Genomic DNA, 23104 nt, shown 5'->3' with positions numbered 1-23104 from the left:
GTGTTTAGTGTTCAGGTTTTGAGTATTCAGTTTTTGAAATTAAAGAAAGTTTATTATGATATTTCAAGATTTATTAGCTTATAAGAAATCATTTGCTTTGGCAATGAAAATTTTTGAAATTACAAAGTCTTTTCCAAAAGAAGAAATTTATTCACTGACGGATCAAGTGCGGAGAAGTTCGCGAAGTGTTCCCGTTACGATTGCAGAAGCATATCGTAAAAGAATTTATCCGAAACATTTTCATAGTAAATTAACTGATTCAGACGGAGAAAATTCTGAAACACAAGTGTGGTTGGATTTTGCATTCGCTTGCAATTATATTTCAAAAGATACTTACGACTCATTAATTTCGGAAAGTTTTGAAGTTGGAAAATTATTAAATTATATGATACTAAACCCAGAGAAGTTTGGAGTAATGAAATAGTGGTCAATAAGAGTGATCAGTGGTCAGCAATTTAGTAGTCAGTCGGGAAGATTGGTCAATGTTCAGTTTTTGAGTGTTCAGTGTGTAAAGATTATTATTTGAACACTTTCCTTAAAACTGACCACTAATAACCTGACCACTGAACACTTTCCTAAAGACTGATCACTAACAATCTGACCACTGAACACTTTCCTCAAAACTGACCACTAATAACCTGAACACTGAACACTTTCCTATGGCCGGCATTTACATTCACATCCCTTTTTGCAAGCAAGCTTGTCACTATTGCGATTTTCATTTTTCGACTTCTATGAAAAAGAAAGACGATATGGTTTTGGCATTAGCCAAAGAAATCCAGTTGCGGAAAAGTGAGATTACTGAAAAAGTAGAAACTATTTATTTCGGCGGAGGAACGCCTTCGGTTTTGACGAATGCTGAAATTGAGTTTTTGATTGGTGAAGTCTACGCCAATTTTGAAGTAATAGAAAATCCCGAAATCACTTTAGAAGCAAACCCAGATGATTTGTCGGAAGAACGAATTATTGCACTTTCAAAAACACCAATAAACCGACTTTCCATTGGAATTCAATCCTTTTTTGAAGCTGATTTGAAAATGATGAATCGCGCTCATAATTCTGGAGAAGCTAAAAAATCGCTAGAAATTGCAACGCGGTATTTTGATAATATATCAGTAGATTTGATTTATGGAATTCCAGGTTTGACCAATGAAATGTGGAAACAGAATATCGAAACTGCGTTGAATTTTGGTGTTCCGCATATTTCGAGTTATGCTTTGACGGTTGAACCTAAAACGGCTTTGTACAAACTAATTCAAACAGGAAAAATTGTTGAACCTAAAGACGAAATGGCTCAAGAACATTTTGAAATTCTTGTAAAAACGCTAATCGACAAAGGTTTCATTCATTATGAATTGTCAAATTTTGGCAAACTAAATTACTTTTCTCAAAACAACTCGAGTTATTGGTTGGGCAAAAAATACTTGGGAATTGGACCGTCGGCTCATAGTTTTGATGGGAAATCACGCAGTTGGAATATTGCAAATAATAGTTTGTACATCAAAAGTATTTCCGAAGATAAATTACCTCACGAGATTGAAATTCTGACGGTGCAAGACCGTTACAATGAATATGTAATGACGGGATTGCGTACGATTTGGGGTGTTTCTTTGGGACGAATTGAAAAGGAATTTGGCGTTGAATATTTAAATTATTTGATAAAGCAAGCGGATAAATTTCTTGTTGATGAATTGCTTTCTGTTACTGACGGAATATTGACAGCAACTTCAAAAGGGAAGTTTTTAGTGGATGGAATTGCAAGTGATTTGTTTTTAGTAAATTTAGATTAGTTTAACGGCGAGGTTTACGACGAAAATTTTAAGATTTTAACCGCAAGGTTCGCAAAGATTTACGCGAAGTTCGCAAAGAAAAGTTTTATTATTTGAAATAATTATATGAGTGGAATGGTTTAACCGCAAGGTTCGCAAAGCTTTACGCAAAGTTCGCAAAACAAAGTGAATGTGAAGTAGTTCAATTTTAAATTACGCAAGGTTAGCTGCGAAAGCTCGCATTTTAGTTTCAATTTAATGCCAAATAATTTTATTATGACTGAAAACGAGTTGTCAAAAATTGTTTTTGATTGTGCTTTGAAAGTTCATCAAACGTTAGGACCTGGACTTTTAGAAAGTGCGTATGAAGAGTGTTTGTTTTATGAGTTAAAGAAGAGAAATTTATTTGTACAAAAACAAAAGTCTTTGCCATTGATTTATGAAGATGTCAAATTGGAAATAGGTTATCGGATTGATATTATTATTGAAGATAAGCTGATTCTTGAAATTAAATCGGTGGAAGCTTTAAATGATATTCATTTTGCACAACTTTTGACTTACTTGAAACTGACCGATTGCAAATTAGGTATGCTAATTAATTTCAATGTACTTTTAATAAAAAACGGAATTCGACGTGTTGTAAATAATTTATAAAATAGTACTATCGCATTTTTTATTTACTCAGCCTTGCGACCTTTGCGGTAAGAAACATCAAATAATATTAAAAAACCTTGCTACCCTTGCGGTTAAATTTAAATTCCATAAATTCAACATTGCGAACATCGCGTAAAACTTTGCGACCTTCGCGGTTAAATAAAATTATGAAAGCAACAATTCAACATAACGACAAATTATTCTCCGTAGATTTATCAAAACCAATTGATATTGCACTTCCCTTATCCAATACTACTGAAAATCCGATTGCTTGGTATCAGGAAATCCCAGAAATTCAACCTGTAAAAATGGGGGAATGGATTGGGAAAGTTTCGGAGGGAAAATCATCTACGAATTTCAACAATATTTTCTTCAATCCACACGCACACGGAACGCACACGGAATGTTTGGGACATATTACCAATGATTTTTATAATGTAAATGAAGCGCTGAAAACGTTTTTCTTTACTGCCGAATTGATTTCAATTACTCCTGAATCCGTGGGAGAAGATTTGGTTATTACGAAAGAACAAGTCGAAATGGCTTTGAAAAACAAGAGTATAGAGGCAATTGTTATTCGTACTTTACCAAATAAAGAAGCAAAAAAACATCTCAATTATTCGAATACGAATCCGCCTTATTTGTCAGAAGAAGCTGCTATTTATATTCGAAAAATAGGAATTAAACATCTTTTAATTGACTTGCCAAGTGTGGATAAAGAACACGACGAAGGAAAACTATTGGCACACAAAGCATTTTGGAATGTGAAGGATGTGGTGAATTTGAATCACGATGCAAGAATGGATTGCACGATTACGGAATTGATTTTTATGGAAAACGCAATTGAAGATGGAAGCTATTTATTAAACATACAAATTGCTTCTTTTGTGAACGATGCTTCGCCAAGTAAACCTGTTTTATATAAAATTGAAAAAGAATAATGGAGATTAGAAAAACATTGATAAGTGATATTCCTGCAGTTTTTGAGTTGTATGATTTTGCAACTGCTTTTCAGCAAAAAGTGGGAACCAATAGTTGGAAAGGATTCGAAGTTTCTATGGTTGAAAAGGAAATTGTTGAAGAACGCCATTTTGTAATTCTAGATGAAGGTATAATTTCTGCCACATTTGTAATCACATTTAACGACGCTGTTATTTGGAAGGAAGCCGATTTAGAACCTTCCGTTTACATTCATCGGATTGCAACGCATCCTGAGTTTCGAGGTCGGAATTATGTCCAAAAAATTGTAGATTGGTGCGTTGATTTTGCGAAAGCAAGAGAATTAAAATACGTCCGATTAGATACTACAAGTGGCAACGAACTTCTAAATAAATATTATATGAAATGCGGATTTACTTCTAGAGGAATCAGCGAAATTGAATGGAACGAAACCTTGCCCGAACATTATAAAGACGGAAGTTTTGCTTTATTTGAAATAAAAATCTGATATGAATATTGAGCAGTTTTATGAATTTTGCTTGGCAAAAAAAGGAGTTACAGAACATTTTCCTTTTGACGAAGAAACGTTGGTTTTGAAAGTGGGAGGAAAGATGTTTGTGTTGACTTCGTTGAAACAATGGGAACATGGAACGCCGTCTATAAATTTGAAATGCGATCCTGAACACGCCTTGGAACTTCGAGCAGCATATGAATGTGTTCAGCCAGGATATCACATGAGTAAAGTGCATTGGAATACGGTGACTTTAAATGGCGACGTATCTGATAAATTCCTGTGTGAAATGATTTCAGATTCCTACGATTTAATTTTCAAAAGCTTAACAAAGAAAATCCAACATGAAATTGCCGAATTAGAAAATTAGGCAGTATTTTTGTAAAGGAACTTGCGGAACTACGCAGGTTTTAGCCTTAATAATTTTATACTATGAAAGAGCAAATAAAAAAGTTTCTAAACGAGGAACAAGATCCCAAAGCTATTGATAAAATCAGCAATAAACTTGAAGATTTATTGATGAAAAATGAAGAAGTAGGTTATATTGGTGTTCAAAAAAAACCTGTGACGGTCTTTCCAGACAGCATTGTTTTAACCAATAAAAGAATCATTATTTGTAAACCGAAAAACTTAGGGTTCTCAATGGAGTTCGTGGATTACAATTGGGACAGTATTTCGCATACTTTCGTAAATGAAAGCATTTTAGGTTCGGAATTTTCTTTTACGACGAAAACAGATTTGACGATTTCTATCGATTATTTGCCAAAAATTCAGGCTAGAAAGATTTATACGTTTGCCAAAGAGCAATTAGATGAATTGAAGACAAAAACTGCTGAACCACTAGAAACGGTATTTCAAGCACAAATTGTTGAATCAATTGCAGAGGAGATTCCAAAGGAGAGAACTGAAGACGTTGTTGAAGAAATAGATACAGAAGAAGTAACTGATTTTGCGGAAATTGTTCCTGTTTCATTGTCCGGTTACAGGGACGAAAAGCAATTTCCAGACGTAAACCAAGAAACGAAAGAAAGCGGATTAAGTCATCTTTCTCAAGACGAATTATTTGAAAAATTACAGAATTACAAGAAATTACTAGACAACGGATTAATTATGCAAGGCGAATACGATGCTTTGAAAAAAGAAGTTTTAAGTCATATGTAATCTTTGAAATTTACATATAAATAGAAAATCCATTCTGATACCGAATGGATTTTTTTAGTTTTTTAATATCAAGACTGTATTGAGATGGGTAAATTATATTGAACACTTACTTTTTGTCCGTCCTTTTCGCCTGGAATCCATTTTGGCGAAAGCTTCATTACTCGAACGGCTTCTTCGCCAGTTCCGTAACCGATGTCTCGTAAAACTTCAAAATTGCTCAAACTTCCGTCGGCTTCTATAATAAATTGAATGAACACTTTACCACTTACTTTTGCTTCAGGCACTTTAAAGTTTTTACCTACAAAATCGTAAAACGCCATCATTCCTCCTGGGAAATCAGGTTTTTTTTCAGCTTCAATTTCAAGTGTTGTTGCTGATTGCTGATCTATTAATTTTTCTTTTTGACCTTCATTCATTTCTTTATTTTTTTTGAGGTATTCTTGGTATAATTTGTCCTCTTCTGCGGAATTTTTTTTAACTACTTTTCTATAATCCGATATAACCAATTTTAGAGTGTCGTTGCTGAAGTGTGAATGACTATTCTTAAGATTCTTGTCAAAGTAATCTTTTGTATAAATAGTATATTGATATTCTTGCGGAAAACGTTTTGAGCGGGCGTTTTTATGTACAAAGCTATAAGTGTAATAGAAGAAATCGGATCTTTTATATTTATTAATTTCTGCTTTTGTACTTATTTTATCATTAATCCAAACTGCCAAGTTTTTTGTTTTCATTTTTTCAAACAATGGTGCTGGAATTTCTTTTTCAATATTTCCATCAGGCACCCAATCTAAATAGCTTCTCTTTTCTTCGAGAGTAAGTTCCTCATACATTTTATTTATTGAAATGTTTTTTCTTGTGTCTTTCAAAATAATTCTAACACCCGAATAGTAATTATCTCTAATTTTATCTTTATCGGCAATGGTGCTTTCTTTCTTTTGCGTACCGTTTTTGACACTAATTACTGGCTCTTGCGCAATAACTTCAACACTAAAAAAATAAATTAATGCTACTAAAATTGGAACTAGGGTTGCTTTTTTAAGTAATGCCAAGTTTCTTGATGTGCTTTTTGTCATCATAATTAATCGTTTTTTCGTTACTAAATAATTTAAATTACTGGCCAAGTAAAAGTTGCTGTTCGAAGAAGCTTTCGCCAAAAGAAGTTTTTGGTAAAACGGAACATTATTATAAGATGTTACCACATTCTCATCTGCTAGGAATTCGTGGTTGAGTTGAATTGCTTTTTTGTATAAAATAAATAACGGATTGAACCAGAAGATTGTTTTTAAAGTTTCAATTAGTAAAATATCCAAGGTATGTTTCTGCCGAACGTGCGTTAACTCATGCGAAAACAATTCCTCCTCAATTTTTCTGTTTTCATAATCGGCTTTATTGATGAAAATGTTATTCAGAAAAGTGTGCGGTAAAACTTTTTCATCTAATAAAATCAAGGAATAATTTCCAATGTTTTCAGCTGCATTTGAATTTATTTTTCGTTGAATTTTAATCAGGTTAATTATAAATCTTCCTATCAAAATACTTGTTACAATACCGTAAATACTCCAAAGAAAAAGCGGCGTATAATTTACTTTTTCTTCTACAATTACAGACGAAAAAGGCATTACTTGCATTCTATTTTCAGTAACTAAAGTAGCGCTTTCAACATATATTTCAAAAGAGATAAAGGGAATTATCAACGAAAACAATAAACTAAATAATAGAAAAAATCGGTTGAACTTGTGCATTTTTTCTCTTTCTAACAACAAAATATAAACTGCATAAAGCAGTCCAAGTGAAAGTGTCGATTTTAATAAAAAATCTATCATTGCTGTTTCTTTTTAAGTTGAATATCAATTAGCTGCTGCAATTCCTTTAATTCCGATTCTGATAAATCCGTTTGTGTAGTAAAAAACGATGCAAATTGGGACGCAGAATCATTAAAGAAATTTTTAATCAATCCGTTGACATGCTTCGAAAAATAAGCTTCCTTTTTTACTAAAGGAAAATATTCTCGGTTATTTCCAATCAAAATATAACTCACAAACTTCTTGTCAATCATTCGCTTAAGCAAAGTAGCGGCTGTTGTTGACGCAGGTTTTGGCTCTGGATAACATTCTAAAAGGTCTTTCATAAAACCTTTTTTTATGCTCCACAAATACTGCATTAATTGTTCTTCGGTTGCGGTAAGTTCCATGCTTTTATGTTTAATTTAAGGTATCTAAAGTTGTTGCGATTGGCGTTCCTCTTTTGTAAAATTGGGAACCCAAGAATGTACCGTTTTCGTCGTAGAATTTCCATTCGCCGGATAAAAACCAATGCATGTTGGTACTGTTGATTTCTAATTTTGAAATTCCTTCAGACATTTTTTTACCATTCAAATGATAGTCGGTTGTATAGCAAATACCGTTTTTATATCTTTTTTTTGAAACCAACTTCTTATTGCTGTATTCTCGCCAAGTTCCTTTTTCGAAATCGTTTTTATATCTGCCTTTCGAAATCAGGAATCCATCCGAAACTTGGTCTTTATAAATCCATCTTCCTGTTTTTTCTCCGTTTTTTCGTTGGTTGGTTTTGCAACTTGAAAGCAGGCAAGTGCAGATTAAAAGTAAACTTAAAATTCGGATTACAGACATTTTTTAAATTCTTGTTCTACAAATGTAGAAAACTATTTCTTATTCTACAAACGTAGAAGCAAATATTTTATTGTAAAGATGTTCAACACGTTGTGCGTTAAATTTGACAAGAAATAAATTTTAGAAACAGGTTTTCTTTTTAAATTACTAGTATACAAATCAAAACTCCAATAAATCCTGTATGAATTTAAAAAGCAAAAATCCACTGTGGAAAGTGGATTTCGAATAATTTCTATTGTCTTAAGTTGAAATTTATTTCATTTTGAAAAAGTGAAGTTTAAAGTGTTTTCTTCTGCTTTTCTACGAAACTTTCTGCTTGACGCTCAAGTAATTCTTTCGCTTTTTGATAATTTGACTTCAATACATCTTTATCAGTTGCGAGGTCTTCGTAAACCTTATCGTACATCTTAGCACTGGTTTTCACGAGTAATTCGCGTTGGTATTTGTCTTGTGTGATTGTAGCTTGTAATGCAGTTTCTAAATCTTCTAATTTCAAATCATATGCTCCTTTTGGAGCCAATAATTTAGCGATAATTGGAGAAGTTTCGATGGCTAAAAATAAAAGCATAATAAAGAAAGAAGGCAACCACGGAAGTTTGTTCAATGCATTAATTCGTGCCATCAAACCATCAAAACCATCAATTATAGGTTGGGTTTCGGTTAGCTTTTTATCTAAATCTGTTTGAATAGTTTTCGTTGAGGTTTCCGCTTCGGCAATTTTCACTAGATTGTTTTTCCGTAACGTGTCTAATTCGGCTTTCGCCAAATCATGCTTGGCAATTTTCTCTTTAAAAACAGGACCTTTTCCGAGTTTCTTCGTTCCCGCAGTTCCTTCCGCTTCCGTAATGTAGGTTTCATAAAGCGTGTTGACTTCCTTCTCTTTTTTTAGAATTTCAGCTTTTAAACTGTCCACTTGCGATTTGTTTTTGTCTAAATCGGTTTGGAAATAATTAGCAACTTCCTTCTTATTGGTCAGCATCATTGCATTTTTTTCTTTCAAAAGAACGGTGTTGATTTCTTTTTCAAAAATCTTGATTTCTAAAGGTTTTGAAATGACGATTGCAATAATTAAAGCTAATATAATTCGAGGAGTCGCTTGCACAAATTCGCTCCAAAACGAATCTCTTTTTCTAATTGTGGAAACAATAAACCTGTCGAGATTGAAAATCAATAAACTCCAAACTAATGCAAAGCCAAGAGCAATATAAATGGTATCAAAGACTGTAAATAAAGCGTAAGCACTAGCGATAAATGCCATAACAGCTGTGAAGAAAACGGTTCCGCCAATGCCGATAAATTTGGTTTTTTCGCCGTCTGAACACGATTTCAAGACCTCGCGATCGGCTCCTGAACAGGAAATAAAAAATGATTGTAACATGATGATTGATTTTACTGAAATAAATTCAGCATTAATGATTGATGATGATTAACAAAAGTAACGCCAAAATAGTATTTATGGTATAAATCGCTGACTGGTTTGCTTTTAAAATAGCTTTGTCAAAGCTTTAAACTTTGACAAAGCTTTCCTCCTAAAGTTAAAACTTTGAAATTTTTTTGAATTGATTGTAGCTGATATGACAGTTTTTATTTGAAATAAAAGAATGTTTTAAATTGAAAATGGGTTTGCGTTAGCGGTTGCAGCGGCATCCTTTTGTAATGCGAAAGCTTTACAAACGATACAGCGGAAGACGCGACATCGTCTCGTCCTTTTCGACGCGACGAGGGAACGCCCAAATAATTATTGAAAATAGCAAATAAAAAAAATCCGTTTACTCTTGAAGAATAAACGGATTTTAATAGTATTAATTTAAAAAAATCTATTTCGAAAGCTCGACAAAATACTTGTAAAACAACGGAATAGTTTCGATTCCTTTTAAGTAATTGAAAATCCCGAAGTGCTCATTTGGCGAGTGAATCGCGTCTGAATCAAGTCCGAATCCCATTAAAATAGTTTTTGATTTCAACTCTTTTTCAAACAAAGCAACGATTGGAATACTTCCTCCCGAACGAACTGGAATTGGCTTCACGCCAAAACTTTCATGGTATGCTTTGTCTGCGGCTTGATAACCGATGCTGTCAATTGGCGTTACGTAACCTTGACCTCCGTGGTGCGGCGTCACTTTTACAGTCACACCACTTGGCGCTAGACTTTCGAAATGTTTGGTGAACAAGTCAGTGATTTCATGCCATTCTTGATTTGGAACCAAACGCATAGATATTTTAGCGAAAGCCGAACTTGCAATAACTGTTTTGGCACCTTCACCTTGATAACCACCCCAAATGCCGTTTACGTCTAATGTTGGACGGATTGAATTTCTTTCATTAGTTGTGTAGCCTTTTTCTCCGTAAACGTCGTTTAGATCAAGTGCTTTTTTATAAGCGTCTAATGAAAACGGCGCTTTTGCCATTTCAGCACGTTCTGCATCCGAAAGGTCTTGTACTTTATCGTAGAAACCTGGAATCGTAATATGGTTGTTTTCGTCGTGAAGAGAAGCAATCATTTTTGCTAAAATGTTGATTGGATTTGCCACAGCTCCACCATATAATCCCGAATGTAAATCGCGGTTTGGTCCTTTAACTTCAACTTCTACATAACTTAAACCTCTCAAACCTGTAGTTATCGAAGGTTGTTCGTTAGAAATCATTCCTGTATCAGAAATTAAAATCACGTCGTTTTTAAGTTTTTCTTGGTTGCGTTCTACAAACCAACTCAAACTTGTTGAACCTACTTCTTCTTCACCTTCAATCATGAATTTGACGTTGCAAGGAAGATTATTGGTTTTTACCATGTATTCCAACGCTTTGACGTGCATGTACATTTGACCTTTGTCGTCGCATGAACCACGAGCGAAAATTGCTCCTTCAGGATGAATTTCTGTTTTCTTAATTACAGGCTCGAATGGAGGGGAAGTCCACAATTCCATCGGGTCTGGCGGTTGAACATCGTAATGACCGTAAACCAAAATAGTTGGTAATTTTGGGTCAATCATTTTTTCACCATAAACAATTGGGTAACCTGGAGTGTCGCAGATTTCAACTTTGTCGCAACCTGCTTCTTCAAGTCGCGATTTTACTGCATCTGCCGTATCAATAACGTCTTGTGAATAAGCAGAATCGGCACTTACAGAAGGTATTTTTAGGAGTTCAATCAGTTCGTCAATGAACCGTTGTTTGTTTTCTTGTACGTATTTTTTAATGTCGTTCATAAGGTGTTGTAATTGTTTGTAACGTCAAATATACAAATTGAAAATCCAATTTCCCACTTATTTCCTATTTCTTAAAGGTTGATTAAGATGCTGTTTTTAATGTACGAAAGTGAAGTACTTTGAAGTTATTTGTAGTGTATGATTTTCTAATTAATTATAAATAAGGAACTAATGAATGCAAATAATAGTCATGATATTGTCAAAAAAGTAGCAGATGTAACCGTGCTTTTTTGGATTATGAAAATCAGCGCAACCACATTAGGAGAAACGGCAGGCGACATGTTGTCAATGACTTTCAATTGGGGTTATGGATTGAGTTCATTGGTTTTATTGGGGTTTTTTGTTTTAACGTTTTTGATGCAATTATTTGCTAAAAAGTACAATCCTATTTTATATTGGTTGGTTATTATTTCTACGAGTACGGCTGGAACGACAATTTCAGATTTCATGGACCGTACTTTGGGATTGGGTTATTTGACTGGTTCCTTGATTTTGTTTTCGACGTTAATAATGATGTTGTCGGTTTGGTATTTTTCAGAAAAATCACTTTCTGTAACCAATGTTCATTCTCGAAAAGTGGAAGTTTTTTACTGGTTGACGATTTTAGTTTCAAATACATTAGGAACTGCTTTAGGAGACTTTCTCGCCGATGATTCGGGATTAGGGTTTAGCGGAGGTGCTTTGTTAATTGGGAGTTTATTGCTGATTTTAGTTGGTTTGTTTTTCTTTACCAAAATTTCACGAGTGCTTTTGTTTTGGATAGCGTTTGTGCTGACACGACCATTTGGCGCGACTTTTGGAGATTTACTAACAAAATCCGTTGATAAAGGCGGTTTGAATTTGGGAACTATTGGTTCATCGCTTGTCTTGGGAAGTGTTTTGATGATTTTAATTGGAAATGAGTGGTTTAAGGAACGTCGAAAATTTAATACCGAAAATAAGTAAATTTTTTAGTTCTGAATGTTTGTAGTTTAATAGATATGTTTATATTTGCACTCACGAATTTCGCGGATATGGTGAAATTGGTAGACATGCCAGACTTAGGATCTGGTGCCGCAAGGCGTGTAGGTTCGAGTCCTATTATCCGCACAAAAAAGTCCAAACAAACGTTTGGACTTTTTTTTTGGTTCTAACTGAAAAATTTATTTTTTAGCGATTCTCTTCAGCTATAGCATTTGAAACTGCAATTTTTACCTTGACTTTAACTTTTGAAACTTTCCTTCCTATTATATTTCAGTTAAGTTTACGTTCCTATTAAACATAATAAAATGAAATCAAAATCTCTTCTAATTTTGCTGACCATTGGCTCTTTTTTTCCAATGGAAGCACAAGAAAAAAAGCAAGCCGTGAATCTATTTTTTCAATCCTACAACACGCCTTTTAATGTTCCGGCGTTTGATAAAATTAAAAACGAACATTTTAAACCCGCTATTTTAGAAGGGATTAAAAGAAATGAAGTTGAAATCAACGCAATTGCAAATAATCCGGAAGCACCCACTTTCGAAAACACTATTTTGGCAATGGAAAATGTGGGTCAATTACTTTCGGAAGTAAACCGCGTTTTTGGCAACTACAATTCAGCCAATACAAACGACGAACTTCAAGCGCTTGCTAAAGAAATTGCGCCAAATTTATCTTCGCACTATGATAATATTTCCTTGAATGAAAAATTATTTGCTCGTGTGAAAACACTTTGGAACAAAAAAGAAAGCTTAAACTTGAATTTAGAACAAGCGAAACTTTTAGAAAACCGCCATAAATCCTTTGTCAGAAGTGGTGCAAATTTGTCAGCGACCGATAAAGATAAATTGCGAAAAATTAACGCCGAACTTTCTATTACAGGTTTGAAATACGGTCAGAATATTCTAGCCGAAACGAATAAATATGAATTGGTAATTTCAGACAAAAAGGAATTAGCAGGATTACCAAGCCAACTTATCGAAGCGGCTGCGTCAGATGCAAAAGCTAAAGGTAAAGCAGGAAAATGGGTGTTTACGCTTTCCAATTCGAGCGTGATGCCGTTTTTGCAATACAGTTCCAACAGAAAGTTACGCCAAGAAATTTGGAATGCGTACCAAATGCGAGCGAATAACGATAACGAGTTTGACAACAAAGAGAACGCGGTAAAATTAGCCAATCTTCGTGGCGAAAAAGCGCGATTGTTAGGTTATAAATCACATGCTGATTATGTTCTAGAAGAATCGATGGCTAAGAAACCTGAAAATGTGGCCAAATTATTGAATGATTTGTGGAAACCTGCTTTAGAAATTGCTAAAGTTGAAGCTGCCGACATTCAAAAAATGATGTACAAAGAAGGAATTAAAGATAAAGTTCAGCCTTACGATTGGAGGTATTATACCGAGAAAATCAGAAAACAGCGATTTGATTTAGACGAACAAGAATTGAAACCTTATTTCAGCTTAGACAACGTTCGAAAAGGTGTTTTTCAAGTGACCGAAAATTTATACGGTTTGAAATTCAAGCAGCTCACCGACATTCCAGTGTATCATGAAGAGGTTACGGCTTGGGAAGTTACAGAAGCAAATGGAACGCATGTTGGGATTTTATACATGGATTTTCACCCGAGAGCTTCAAAAAGAAGTGGCGCTTGGATGACTTCTTACAGAAATCAAGAAACAAAAGACGGCGTGAGACAAGCTCCGGTAATTTCAATCGTTTGTAATTTTACAAAACCTACAGCTGATGCTCCAGCTTTGTTGACTTTTGATGAAGTGACGACTTATTTCCACGAATTTGGACACGCATTACACGGTTTGTTGTCGGATGTAACTTATAAAAGTCTTGCAGGAACAAGCGTTCCGAGAGATTTCGTAGAGTTACCTTCGCAAATTATGGAAAATTGGGCAGCGGAACCTGAAGTACTAAAAATGTATGCGAAACACTATAAAACAGGCGAGACGATTCCTAATGCATTGATTGAAAAATTACAAAAAGCAGGAACGTTTGACCAAGGATTTACTACTGTCGAATATTTGGCGGCATCGTTATTAGACATGGATTACCATTCACAAACTGCTGCAATTACGCTTGACGCGAATACTTTTGAGAAAAACGCGATGCAAAAAATTGGTTTGATTGATGCAATTATTCCACGTTACAGAAGCACGTATTTTCAACACATTTTCTCGGGTGGATATTCTTCAGGATACTACAGTTATATATGGTCGGGGGTTTTGGATACAGATGCTTTTGAAGCATTCAAAACTACAACATTATTCAATCCTGAAATGGCAAAATCGTTTCGTGAAAACGTTTTAGAAAAAGGGGGAACCGAAGACCCAATGGTTTTGTACAAACGCTTTCGAGGAGCGGAACCAAGTATCGAACCTTTATTGAGAAAACGAGGTTTAGATAAAAAACAAGTTCCTGCAAAGAAGATTAAAGGATAAAAGAAAATCCCATTTTGACAATTCAAAATGGGATTTTTTATTTAGTTTTTGGTTATTTGTTGCACATTCGCTTCTTTCACAAAAGGCTGTATTTCTAGACCTTCTTCATCTAATTGCTCTTTCATATTTTGTAGAACATCAGAATACATACTCCAAAAATCTTCATTCGTAGCCCAAGGTCGTATCGCCATTCGGACTCCGTTATCCACTAAACCGGTTACGACAACTCCGGGTTTTGGCTCTTCTAAAATCCGCGAATCTTTTTCTAAAATAGAATGTAAAATTTCTTTTACTCTTTTTAAATCACTATCGTAGGAAACCGTAAATTCGATATTTGCTCGACGCGTTCCTGCCGAAGAATAGTTGGTTATGTTGCCATTTGACAACGAGCCATTTGGTACAAAAATTATTTGATTATTAGTGCTTGTTAATTTCGTTACGAAAATTTGAATTTCAGTAACGGTTCCCATAACGCCTTGTGCTTCAATGAAATCTCCCAACTTAAAAGGTTTGAACATAATAATCAACATTCCGCCGGCAAAGTTAGAAAGCGAACCTTGAAGCGATAAACCAATTGCTAAACCCATCGCTCCTAAAATAGCAACGAATGAGGAAGTGCCAATTCCCAACTGACCAATTACAGCAACGAAAAGCACAATTCGCATTGTCCAAAGTAAAATATCAGCAAGAAATTTACTTAATGTGGGGTCATACTCCCGCTTTACCATATTTCGCCGAATAAGGCGATTGATAAGTCGAATGGTATATAATCCAAGGAATAATAATATAAAAGCGGAAATCAAACTAGGAAGGTAGTGTACAAGAGAACTGATAAACTGCTCTACATACATTTGTATATCTTTTGGTGCGAAACTAATGGCTAAAAATGGATTCATTAAAAAGTATAAATTGTTGTTTTTGAATAGATTTGGTGCAAAACTACTTAAATTGACTCACTTTTATATTTAAAATGAAGTTAAAGTATTGATTTTAGAACACTTTCCAAATTATCGGTCGGTGCTTGACACGATTTATTTTCACACAAATAGAACAAGGTTTTTTCTTGTTGAAAACGATTCGCCAATAAAGAAAGTGAACTATTTTTTGTACTTCCTGCAATTAAAATATTGGGTAAATAATGCGAATTTAATTTTTGTACTTCGTTCAACGCATTTGTACCAATAATCGCTAATTCTTTCGATTCTCCAAAGTCTAATGCGAGGTCAAGCCAATTGGAGAATGCCGATGGATAATCTATATTTGGCAGAATTTTATCAAGCATTTCTTGTGCAGTTTTTTCATAAAAGGAGTTTGAAAAATGGAGTGCTAAAGACCGTAAATTTTTCGCCATCATCGAGTTGGAACTTGCAATCACATTGTCTTCAATGTCGTAATGTTTTGAAATTAAAGCCGAATCTAAATTAGAAGTATAATTGAATAACTGCTGTTCAGGTTCGTAAAAATGTTCCAAACTATAATCCGTCAATTGTTTTGCGTCATTCAGCCATTTTTCGTCCAAAGTGATTTCATATAAAGCGATAAAACTCTGAATCACACACGCATAATCTTCTAAAAAACCATTAATTGTGGCTTTTCTATTTTTGTAACTTCGGAATAAATTTCCTTCAGGAGACCATAATTTTTCAGCAATAAATTGTCCGTTTTTAAGTGCCAATTCAAGATATATTGGATTTTGCAGCGCTTTATAACTTTCAGCAAGTCCGGTAATTGTGAGTGCGTTCCAAGAAGTCAGGCATTTATCGTCCAATCGTGGCGAACTTCTTTTTTGGCGTTCGCCAAATAGAATTTGTTCCCAAGCTTTTTTCTTTTGATGTAATTCAGAAGTGGAAATCGCGAACGATTTTGCAATTTCCTCCAAAGATTCGCTCTGAATCAACACATAATTGCCATGTTCCCAATGTCCAAATTGATTAATGTTGAAAACCGTACTGAACAATTCAAAATCATCCTTTATTAAAGATTGCAATTCGCTTTTCCTCCAAACGTAAAAAGCACCTTCTTCTAAAACCTGATTTTCGGTCAAACTATCGGCGTCTAAAGCAGAATAGAATCCACCTTCTTTGTTGTCTAAATTGGTTTGCAGAAAAGAAATGGTTTTCTCAATAACTTCTTGATACAAAGGATTTTTAGTTCTTTTATAAGCATTTGCATAAAGCGAAAGCAATTGACCGTTGTCGTACAACATCTTTTCGAAATGCGGAACATGCCATTTCATATCGACTGAATAACGCGAAAATCCACCTTCAATAGTATCAAATAATCCGCCATACGCCATTTTGGTCAAAGTCAAATCAACGAATTTCAGTAATTCTTCGTCTTTGTTTTGAAAACCGTAACGCTGTAAAAAATCGTAATTATTCGGCATCATGAATTTTGGAGCTCGTGCCATTCCGCCAAAATCGTGGTCGAAACTTTTCGTCCATTTGGCCACTAATTCTTGTAATAGAATTTCAGTTGGCGTTTCTGTTTTTTCGTTGGGAAGATGCTGAAGGGAAGAAATGGCTTCTTGCAGTTTATCAGCATATTCCAATAATTTTTCGGGTTTTGAATCGTATAATTTTTGTAATTGTTCCAAAGTGTCGATCCATTCGTCCAACTTAAAATAAGTGCCGCCCCAAATTGGTCGACCGTCGGGAAGGCAAACTACGTTGAGTGGCCAGCCTCCTTTTTGGGTCATAATTTGAACGGCTTTCATATAAACTGCATCAATATCGGGACGTTCTTCTCGGTCAACTTTTATCGAAGTGAAATGAGCGTTCATGGTTTTTGCCGCGTCGTCATTTTCAAATGTTTCGTGTTCCATCACGTGGCACCAATGACAAGCCGAATAACCAATACTGACGATAATAAGTTGTTCTTTATTTAAAGCGTCTGTAATTGTTTTTTGGTTCCAAGCTTTCCAATGCACAGGATTTTCAGCGTGTTGGAGTAGGTAAGGACTGGATTCTATGGAGAGTTCGTTCATTATATAAGTTTGATTTGGCGAAAGCCGTACAAGGTTTAATTAATTTAAGTGGCATAAAGTTACAAAATGTGAACGGGAAGGCAATTTTAAATTCAATTTCAAAAAGAAAATTCAGAATCAGCACTCCACTTTTTCGACTATTAGGCTACAGATATGGGCTTTAATGAAAGGCAGTTAAGGATAAATTCTAAAGCTTTTATTGTTTTCAAAAAAGACGTATATTTGTGTAAATTTTACAGTTATGGACACAATTATCATTCAAGCAGAACCCAAGAAAAAGAAAGCCTTACTAGAGATTCTAAAAGCTTTTGATATTCCTTTTGAAGTTAAGAAACCGAAAGAGGAAACGTATGACCCAGAATTTGTAAAAATGGTTTTGGAGGCACGAAAACAAAAAGACGGTAGAATCGTAACGGAAGAATATAAAAATGAATTATTTGGAAGTTTATGAAGTATACTGTAATAATTCAGAAGCTAGCCGAATCGCATATTCAGAAAATTGTACATTCTGGAGATAAAAAGACGATAAAGAAGTTGAAGAAGATTTTAGAAGAATTAGAAAAAAATCCCACCATCGGAATTGGTAATCCTGAACTTTTAAAGCATTCCCTTTCCGGTTTATGGAGTCGGCGTCTCAATAAAAAAGACCGACTCATTTATGAAATCTTTGAAGAACCCGAAGAACTCGTTGTTGTGATTGCTGCATTAGGTCATTATTAATTTTTGAAAAAATAACCTTTAAGGTTTTGTAGTTGACGGGAATTAAATATTTGGCTTGAAAAATATAGTATGGCAGTAAGATTAGTTGCTGAAATTCCACAAAAAAAGCACCCGCCGAAACGAGTGCTTTATCTTTTTAAACTAAAACAGAATTTATCCGTTCAATGCTTCTACTTTAATATCTTCGTCTTTCAACATGTCTTTCAACATATTTTCGATTCCACTTTTTAAGGTGAATGTCGATGAAGGGCAACCGTTACAAGCGCCTTGAAGAACCACTTTTACGCGTTTTTCAACTGGGTCGTACGAGTCAAAAAGAATATTTCCACCATCTGCAGCAACTGCCGGTTTTACATATTCTTCCAAAATGTTGATGATTTTTTGTGAAGTAGTATCAAGGTTGTCGAAATTTTCAATTTTCTGCTTTTCTACTTTTGGATGACTTATAATTTTGCTTTCGTCAATTGCAGTCCCACCATTTTCGATGAATTCTTTGATGAATGTTCGCAATTCCAGTGTAATTTCCGACCAATCGCTGATGTCGTATTTCGTTACGGAAACGTAATTTTCGTCGATGAAAACTTCTTTCACAAAAGGAAATTTGAATAATTCCTTTGCTAATGGAGAAGCCGCCGTGTCGTCAATACTTTTAAATTCCAAAGCCGTTTTAGTCAAACCACGACTTACCACAAATTTCAACACACTTGGATTTGGAGTCGTTTCACCGTAAACGGTTGCTGGCATTTTTTGCGAAGCTTGTTCTGGTGCGTTCAACACTTTTCCGCCCGCGTTCACGAATTCGTTGATTTGTTCGGCAACAGCATCCTGGACATCGTCCCATTCAACGATATTGTAACGTTCAATTGCGATGAAATTTCCTGAGATATACACGGCTTTTACGAAAGGAAGGTGAAATAATTTTTGTGCAAGTGGAGAAGCAGAAGCCTCGTCAATATTTTTAAATTCGTAACTTACATGGTTGGCAATGAAGTCAGGAAATTCGAATTTTAATATAGCGGGATTTTGCGTTTCTCTTATTATAACATTTATCATGAGATTTGTATTTTTTGCAAATTTAACAAAGATATCTTGTATGAAATATTATATTTGGATTTTAATACATTAATTAACATTTGAATAATGTATATAAATAATAATAATTTTCTGTTAAATTGAGCATTCCATGAAAAAACAGCTACTTTTATTTGTCTTTTTAATAACTTCTTACATAAGTTTTGCACAGGTTCCCTCTGCTGATATAGTTAGTACGATGACTAATAACCAGACAGAATATTTAATTAATGAGACTGTTGAATACATCATAACAGTCAAAAACTTAGGTCCAAATAGTGCAGATAATGTGGTCGTAAATAACCCGATTCCCGCGGGTCTTAATGCTTCGCAAATGACGTGGTCCAGCAGTACAGGTCTTCAGGGAACAGGTGCGATGACAGAAACAATTCCTGTACTTCCTGTTGGAGTTACAATTACATACAGCGTATTTATTACTGTTCCAGCAAATTATACAGGTGCGTTAATAAATAATGTGACCGTTAATACAACTACTTTAGAATACAATTACAACAATAATAATTCGAATGATTCTGATCAGCCTCGTCCTGATTTTGTAACTATTGACAGTGGTCCTCAAGGATCTTATACGATTACACAACTTATTAAAGAGGTGTTAATCAATGAGCCATGTGTTCAATTAACTGGTTTTACCTCATCTGGAACTACAGATGCTGCTAAAAAAGGCTTTGGTGCGTTTAAGAGAAACAATTCAAATTTTCCATTTAAAGAAGGAGTCATAATTCGTTCGGGAGATGCAAGTAAGACGCAGGGTAAATATAATGGCTCAGATCAAGGGACCACCGGTTCAGGTGACGGTCAAGGTGATTCAGATTTGGATATTATTAATGGGCTGAACTCGGATACAAATGACCGCTCTTTTGTGCAATTTGATTTTATACCCACTGTAGAAAAATTCAGCTTTAAATTTTTATTTGCTTCTAATGAATATGGAACGTACCAATGTACTTTTGGGGATACTTTTGCTTTTATCTTGACTAAACTTGATTCAAATGGTAATCCAACGGGAGTGCCTAAAAATTTAGCGGTTGTTCCTGGTTCTGTAACTGCAGCTGATCCTGATGGTGAAAGAGTTTCGGTTGTTACCATTCGTGATGCTGCGTACAACGGCGGGTGTAGTAGCGAAAATGCAGCATTTTTCGACAGATATAATGCGAGCGGAACAGGTCCCAATGCTGGTCCTGCAAGTTCAGCTATTAATATGATAGGTCAGACAACCCCTATGACTGCAGCTGCTACTGTTATTCCTGGGACTTCTTATAGAATAAAATTAGTAATTGCTGACCATCAAGATACAAATTTTGATAGCGCTGTATTCTTGGAAGCAGGAAGTTTTACCATCGGTGGTCCAAGAATTACAGGAACTGGTATTCATCTTGATGAAACGAATTTTACGGATGGTAGTGCATTCTGTGAAGGAACTCCTCAAACCATTCAAGCAGGTACGGGACCAGTAGCGGGAGTAACCTACTCATGGTTGAAAGACGGTGTTTTAATTCCTGGTGCTACGAGTTATAGTTTACAAGTCACGGAACCAGGTACCTATACGGTTATATTTTCATACGGTAATGGTTGTACACAATCGGATGAAATTGTAGTGGAGTTCACCCCAGGAGATTATCCTTTAATGGCAGAAGCAAATGATTTGACTTCTTGTACTCTATTTAATTTAACCGTAAACGAGCCAGTCGTGATGGCATCTTACAATCAAAGTGAATTTATTACTTATTATTATACTACTCTAGAAGCTGCTCAAGCTCTAGATCCGGAAGCAGGAGCGCTTTCAGATGCGGAAAAAGTAGCTTTTGCCGCTACTTCAAGTGGTCAAGAAATATGGATGAAAATGTTCAACGAATTTTTTGGAGGAGTTTGTGATCCAATAAAGTCCTTTAAGTTATATCCAGTTGCCGCACCTTCTGGAACTTTTTCGTATCCAGATGACAATGATGGAGTGACTGGTTTTTGTATCAACTCGAATAACAATCTTTTACCTACGACAGTCGCGTTAACATCAGGAGGTGATTATACAGCGACTCCGGCAGGATTAACAATAAATGGAACTACAGGTGGAATTGATTTGTTCAATAGTTTAGCAAATACGTATACAATAACCTATACTATTAACGCTGCAGATTGTCCGCCGTATTCTTACTCGCAACAAGTACAAGTCGTTTCTTGTGTTGGAACAACAGCTTCTAACTCTGGAAATGTGTGCGTAGGGACGCCGACTTTCAACTTATTTGCAACAGATGCAGGAGCAGGAGCTACTTATGAATGGAGCTTTAATGGAGTACCTTTCTCTACAGACCAAAATCCAACGGGTGTTTCCGTTCCAACAACGGCTGGTGATTACGTTTATAGTGTAATTGCAACAATAAATGGTTCGCCATCTAATCCTTCTTTAACAACTTTAACCGTTCACCCAAAACCTACTGCTAGTTTTGTATCGACTTCGACTACAATTTGTACCAATGCTTCAACTACTTTATTATTCAGCGGAACCCCTGGAGCTTTAGTTACATTTAGTGATGGAACGACTACTTATCCAGTGACTTTAGATGCAACAGGAAATGGGAGTTTTGACACTCCAGCTTTAGGTGTAAGTACCACTTTTACTTTAGTAGATGTTACGGGAACCACAACACCGGCTTGTGTGGAAAATTTAAATGCATCGATATTAATTTCGGTAGGTTTGCCAACGGCTTCCATCGTTAAATTTACCGATGCTGTAATTTGTTCAGGAACAGCAACAGGATTAGAAATCACGGGAACACCAGGATCGACGGTGACGTACACTAAAGACGGTGTAACGCAAGCTACAGTTGAAATTCCTGCCTCAGGAAGTTTTACAATTCCAACAGGCGTTCAAACGGTAACGGCAACAACTTCTTATACTTATGAGTTAACCAATGTACAAAGCAATAGTACGCCACCTTGTTCAGACGCAATCACAGGACAAAGTGCTGTTTTAACTGTAAATGCATTACCAACGGCAACAATGGTTGCTGTAAATACTACGATTTGCGAAGGAACAAAAGCGACCCTAAACTTCAACGGAACGCCAAACGCTACTGTGACATATAACAATGGAACTGCAAATGCAACCATCACTTTAGACGCAACAGGAAATGCATCTTTTGATACGCCTTTACTTTCCACAGAAACTACGTATACATTANTAAGCGTTGAAGTGACCAATACCGTACTTTGTTCACAAACCCTTACCGGAAATGTAGTGATTTCAATAAATAAAAACCCGGTAATNACCACACAACCTGCAGGAGCTACAATCTGTGTAAATACAAACAANANATTTNGCGTTGCAGCAACAGGAGATGGTTTANCCTACCAATGGTTCTTTAACGGAACANTANTTCCAGGAGCAANAAGCATTAATTACACCGTAACCAATGCAACCGTAGCGGATGCAGGAGATTACACAGTAGAAGTTTCGGGAATTTGTGGAACGCCTGTACTTTCAGATCCNGCNACCCTAGTGATTACACAAGTAACNAACATAACAGTTCANCCCCAAGCCTCTACTACAGTTTGTGCGGGACAACCTATTAATTTAAGCGTTACAGCAACAGGAACAAATTTAACGTACCAATGGTTTAAAGGAGCGACTCTTTTNACAGGAGAAACGAATACAACATTGAANATTACCTCTGCAACTACAACCAGTGCAGGAATATATACCGTAGTAATNACAAACCCATGCCAAAGTNTAACATCCACTACNGCCGAAGTAATTGTAAACGAATTACCAGCGATAACNGNTCANCCACAAGGAACAACCATTTGTGAAGGACAAGGCATCAACTTTAGCGTTACGGCATCAGGAACAGGAATTACTTACCAATGGTATTTAAATGGAACCCTNCTTCCCGGAGAAACAGCCAATACGTATAGTGATGCAACTGTGACTCTTGCCGAAGCAGGAAACTATACGGTAACGGTAAGCGGAATCTGTGCCCCAGCAGTCACTTCAGCCCCAGCGGTAGTGAATGTAAACCAAGGAGC

The 23104-nt window shown here is 35.5% G+C and carries 20 protein-coding genes and 1 tRNA gene; 13 read left to right on the top strand and 8 right to left on the bottom strand.

The genetic code is table 11. From position 1 onward, the window contains the following. The first annotated feature begins 55 nt into the window (after positions 1–55). The 7 genes from YWA_RS0105370 to YWA_RS0105340 all read left to right on the top strand — a co-directional run bounded on the left by YWA_RS0105370 (position 56) and on the right by YWA_RS0105340 (position 5034). Positions 56–424 carry a four helix bundle protein gene (locus YWA_RS0105370; protein WP_022827472.1) on the top strand — a complete coding sequence of 123 codons (369 nt, stop codon included), beginning with the start codon at positions 56–58 and terminating at the stop codon, positions 422–424. A gap of 235 nt (positions 425–659) precedes the next feature. Continuing rightward, entirely contained in the window at positions 660–1790 is a 1131-nt protein-coding gene (gene hemW / locus YWA_RS0105365; RefSeq protein ID WP_026718606.1) for a radical SAM family heme chaperone HemW, read from the top strand. Positions 1791–2045: 255 nt separating this feature from the next. Continuing rightward, positions 2046–2423 carry a GxxExxY protein gene (locus YWA_RS0105360; protein WP_026718605.1) on the top strand — a complete coding sequence of 126 codons (378 nt, stop codon included), beginning with the start codon at positions 2046–2048 and terminating at the stop codon, positions 2421–2423. Between the two features lie 167 nt (positions 2424–2590). After that, a complete protein-coding gene (locus YWA_RS0105355) occupies positions 2591–3364 on the top strand; it encodes a cyclase family protein (RefSeq protein ID WP_022827468.1) in 774 nt (257 codons plus the stop codon). Continuing rightward, positions 3364–3870 carry a GNAT family N-acetyltransferase gene (locus YWA_RS0105350; RefSeq protein WP_022827467.1) on the top strand — a complete coding sequence of 169 codons (507 nt, stop codon included), beginning with the start codon at positions 3364–3366 and terminating at the stop codon, positions 3868–3870. Before YWA_RS0105355 ends, YWA_RS0105350 begins: the two co-directional genes overlap by 1 nt. Position 3871: 1 nt before the next feature. After that, on the top strand, positions 3872–4243 hold the full coding sequence (locus tag YWA_RS0105345) for an MmcQ/YjbR family DNA-binding protein (protein ID WP_022827466.1): 372 nt from the start codon (positions 3872–3874) through the stop codon (positions 4241–4243). Positions 4244–4305: 62 nt separating this feature from the next. Beyond that, on the top strand, positions 4306–5034 hold the full coding sequence (locus tag YWA_RS0105340) for a PH domain-containing protein (protein ID WP_022827465.1): 729 nt from the start codon (positions 4306–4308) through the stop codon (positions 5032–5034). A gap of 68 nt (positions 5035–5102) precedes the next feature. Here YWA_RS0105340 and YWA_RS15325 read toward each other — a convergent pair whose 3' ends face one another. The 5 genes from YWA_RS15325 to YWA_RS0105315 all read right to left on the bottom strand — a co-directional run bounded on the left by YWA_RS15325 (position 5103) and on the right by YWA_RS0105315 (position 10873). Further along, positions 5103–6860 (bottom strand): M56 family metallopeptidase, encoded by a 1758-nt coding sequence (locus YWA_RS15325; protein ID WP_022827464.1) that lies wholly within the window; start codon positions 6858–6860, stop codon positions 5103–5105. Further along, positions 6857–7228, bottom strand: a complete 372-nt coding sequence (locus YWA_RS0105330; RefSeq protein WP_022827463.1) for a BlaI/MecI/CopY family transcriptional regulator — start codon at positions 7226–7228, stop codon at positions 6857–6859. The genes YWA_RS15325 and YWA_RS0105330 overlap by 4 nt, the downstream gene beginning before the upstream one ends. Before the next feature lie 10 nt (positions 7229–7238). Then, positions 7239–7667, bottom strand: a complete 429-nt coding sequence (locus YWA_RS14710) for a toxin-antitoxin system YwqK family antitoxin (protein ID WP_022827462.1) — start codon at positions 7665–7667, stop codon at positions 7239–7241. Between the two features lie 277 nt (positions 7668–7944). Further along, positions 7945–9045: a DUF4407 domain-containing protein gene (locus tag YWA_RS0105320; RefSeq protein ID WP_022827461.1), complete on the bottom strand. Its 1101-nt coding sequence runs from the start codon at positions 9043–9045 to the stop codon at positions 7945–7947. Between the two features lie 439 nt (positions 9046–9484). Further along, entirely contained in the window at positions 9485–10873 is a 1389-nt protein-coding gene (locus YWA_RS0105315; RefSeq protein WP_022827460.1) for a dipeptidase, read from the bottom strand. A 171-nt stretch (positions 10874–11044) separates the two neighbouring features. Here YWA_RS0105315 and YWA_RS0105310 point away from each other — a divergent pair, with 171 nt between their 5' ends. From YWA_RS0105310 to YWA_RS0105300, 3 genes are all read left to right on the top strand, one after another. After that, positions 11045–11818, top strand: coding sequence for a COG4705 family protein (locus YWA_RS0105310; protein WP_022827459.1), 774 nt, complete (start codon positions 11045–11047; stop codon positions 11816–11818). A 62-nt stretch (positions 11819–11880) separates the two neighbouring features. Then, positions 11881–11962: transfer RNA gene (locus YWA_RS0105305), tRNA-Leu, on the top strand. A 179-nt stretch (positions 11963–12141) separates the two neighbouring features. Next, on the top strand, positions 12142–14283 hold the full coding sequence (locus YWA_RS0105300; RefSeq protein ID WP_022827458.1) for a M3 family metallopeptidase: 2142 nt from the start codon (positions 12142–12144) through the stop codon (positions 14281–14283). 41 nt (positions 14284–14324) lie between these two features. On the opposite strand, the gene YWA_RS14705 is transcribed toward YWA_RS0105300, so the two are convergent. Together YWA_RS14705 and YWA_RS0105290 are read right to left on the bottom strand one after the other, a co-directional pair. After that, positions 14325–15179 (bottom strand): mechanosensitive ion channel family protein, encoded by an 855-nt coding sequence (locus YWA_RS14705; RefSeq protein ID WP_022827457.1) that lies wholly within the window; start codon positions 15177–15179, stop codon positions 14325–14327. An 80-nt stretch (positions 15180–15259) separates the two neighbouring features. After that, the gene (locus tag YWA_RS0105290) at positions 15260–17269 is read right to left on the bottom strand and encodes a thioredoxin domain-containing protein (RefSeq protein WP_022827456.1); all 2010 of its coding nucleotides are present in this window, start codon (positions 17267–17269) and stop codon (positions 15260–15262) included. Between the two features lie 241 nt (positions 17270–17510). On the opposite strand from YWA_RS0105290, the gene YWA_RS0105285 reads away from it, so the two are divergent. Together YWA_RS0105285 and YWA_RS0105280 are read left to right on the top strand one after the other, a co-directional pair. Then, positions 17511–17720: a DUF2683 family protein gene (locus tag YWA_RS0105285; protein ID WP_022827455.1), complete on the top strand. Its 210-nt coding sequence runs from the start codon at positions 17511–17513 to the stop codon at positions 17718–17720. Continuing rightward, positions 17717–17989 (top strand): Txe/YoeB family addiction module toxin, encoded by a 273-nt coding sequence (locus YWA_RS0105280; protein ID WP_022827454.1) that lies wholly within the window; start codon positions 17717–17719, stop codon positions 17987–17989. The genes YWA_RS0105285 and YWA_RS0105280 overlap by 4 nt, the downstream gene beginning before the upstream one ends. Before the next feature lie 153 nt (positions 17990–18142). Here YWA_RS0105280 and YWA_RS0105275 read toward each other — a convergent pair whose 3' ends face one another. Next, positions 18143–19042: a NifU family protein gene (locus YWA_RS0105275; RefSeq protein ID WP_022827453.1), complete on the bottom strand. Its 900-nt coding sequence runs from the start codon at positions 19040–19042 to the stop codon at positions 18143–18145. Positions 19043–19172: 130 nt separating this feature from the next. Here YWA_RS0105275 and YWA_RS0105270 point away from each other — a divergent pair. Beyond that, on the top strand, positions 19173–23104 hold a 3932-nt coding region (locus YWA_RS0105270), incomplete at its 3' end, for a choice-of-anchor L domain-containing protein (RefSeq protein ID WP_157505305.1).

The organism is Flavobacterium antarcticum DSM 19726, from assembly GCF_000419685.1.
In the GTDB taxonomy this organism is placed as follows: Bacteria; Bacteroidota; Bacteroidia; order Flavobacteriales; family Flavobacteriaceae; genus Flavobacterium; species Flavobacterium antarcticum.
The sequence above is the reverse complement of the archived record's forward strand: the minus strand, read 5'-3'. Positions and strand labels throughout refer to the sequence as shown.

What these genes read in the sequence shown, in the direction of transcription:
- YWA_RS0105370 (WP_022827472.1), top strand. Translation starts at nt 56, where the DNA reads ATGATATTTCAAGATTTATTAGCTTATAAGAAATCATTTGCTTTGGCA.
- hemW (WP_026718606.1), top strand. Translation starts at nt 660, where the DNA reads ATGGCCGGCATTTACATTCACATCCCTTTTTGCAAGCAAGCTTGTCAC.
- YWA_RS0105360 (WP_026718605.1), top strand. Translation starts at nt 2,046, where the DNA reads ATGACTGAAAACGAGTTGTCAAAAATTGTTTTTGATTGTGCTTTGAAA.
- YWA_RS0105355 (WP_022827468.1), top strand. Translation starts at nt 2,591, where the DNA reads ATGAAAGCAACAATTCAACATAACGACAAATTATTCTCCGTAGATTTA.
- YWA_RS0105350 (WP_022827467.1), top strand. Translation starts at nt 3,364, where the DNA reads ATGGAGATTAGAAAAACATTGATAAGTGATATTCCTGCAGTTTTTGAG.
- YWA_RS0105345 (WP_022827466.1), top strand. Translation starts at nt 3,872, where the DNA reads ATGAATATTGAGCAGTTTTATGAATTTTGCTTGGCAAAAAAAGGAGTT.
- YWA_RS0105340 (WP_022827465.1), top strand. Translation starts at nt 4,306, where the DNA reads ATGAAAGAGCAAATAAAAAAGTTTCTAAACGAGGAACAAGATCCCAAA.
- YWA_RS15325 (WP_022827464.1), bottom strand. Translation starts at nt 6,860, where the DNA reads ATGATAGATTTTTTATTAAAATCGACACTTTCACTTGGACTGCTTTAT.
- YWA_RS0105330 (WP_022827463.1), bottom strand. Translation starts at nt 7,228, where the DNA reads ATGGAACTTACCGCAACCGAAGAACAATTAATGCAGTATTTGTGGAGC.
- YWA_RS14710 (WP_022827462.1), bottom strand. Translation starts at nt 7,667, where the DNA reads ATGTCTGTAATCCGAATTTTAAGTTTACTTTTAATCTGCACTTGCCTG.
- YWA_RS0105320 (WP_022827461.1), bottom strand. Translation starts at nt 9,045, where the DNA reads ATGTTACAATCATTTTTTATTTCCTGTTCAGGAGCCGATCGCGAGGTC.
- YWA_RS0105315 (WP_022827460.1), bottom strand. Translation starts at nt 10,873, where the DNA reads ATGAACGACATTAAAAAATACGTACAAGAAAACAAACAACGGTTCATT.
- YWA_RS0105310 (WP_022827459.1), top strand. Translation starts at nt 11,045, where the DNA reads ATGAATGCAAATAATAGTCATGATATTGTCAAAAAAGTAGCAGATGTA.
- YWA_RS0105300 (WP_022827458.1), top strand. Translation starts at nt 12,142, where the DNA reads ATGAAATCAAAATCTCTTCTAATTTTGCTGACCATTGGCTCTTTTTTT.
- YWA_RS14705 (WP_022827457.1), bottom strand. Translation starts at nt 15,179, where the DNA reads ATGAATCCATTTTTAGCCATTAGTTTCGCACCAAAAGATATACAAATG.
- YWA_RS0105290 (WP_022827456.1), bottom strand. Translation starts at nt 17,269, where the DNA reads ATGAACGAACTCTCCATAGAATCCAGTCCTTACCTACTCCAACACGCT.
- YWA_RS0105285 (WP_022827455.1), top strand. Translation starts at nt 17,511, where the DNA reads ATGGACACAATTATCATTCAAGCAGAACCCAAGAAAAAGAAAGCCTTA.
- YWA_RS0105280 (WP_022827454.1), top strand. Translation starts at nt 17,717, where the DNA reads ATGAAGTATACTGTAATAATTCAGAAGCTAGCCGAATCGCATATTCAG.
- YWA_RS0105275 (WP_022827453.1), bottom strand. Translation starts at nt 19,042, where the DNA reads ATGATAAATGTTATAATAAGAGAAACGCAAAATCCCGCTATATTAAAA.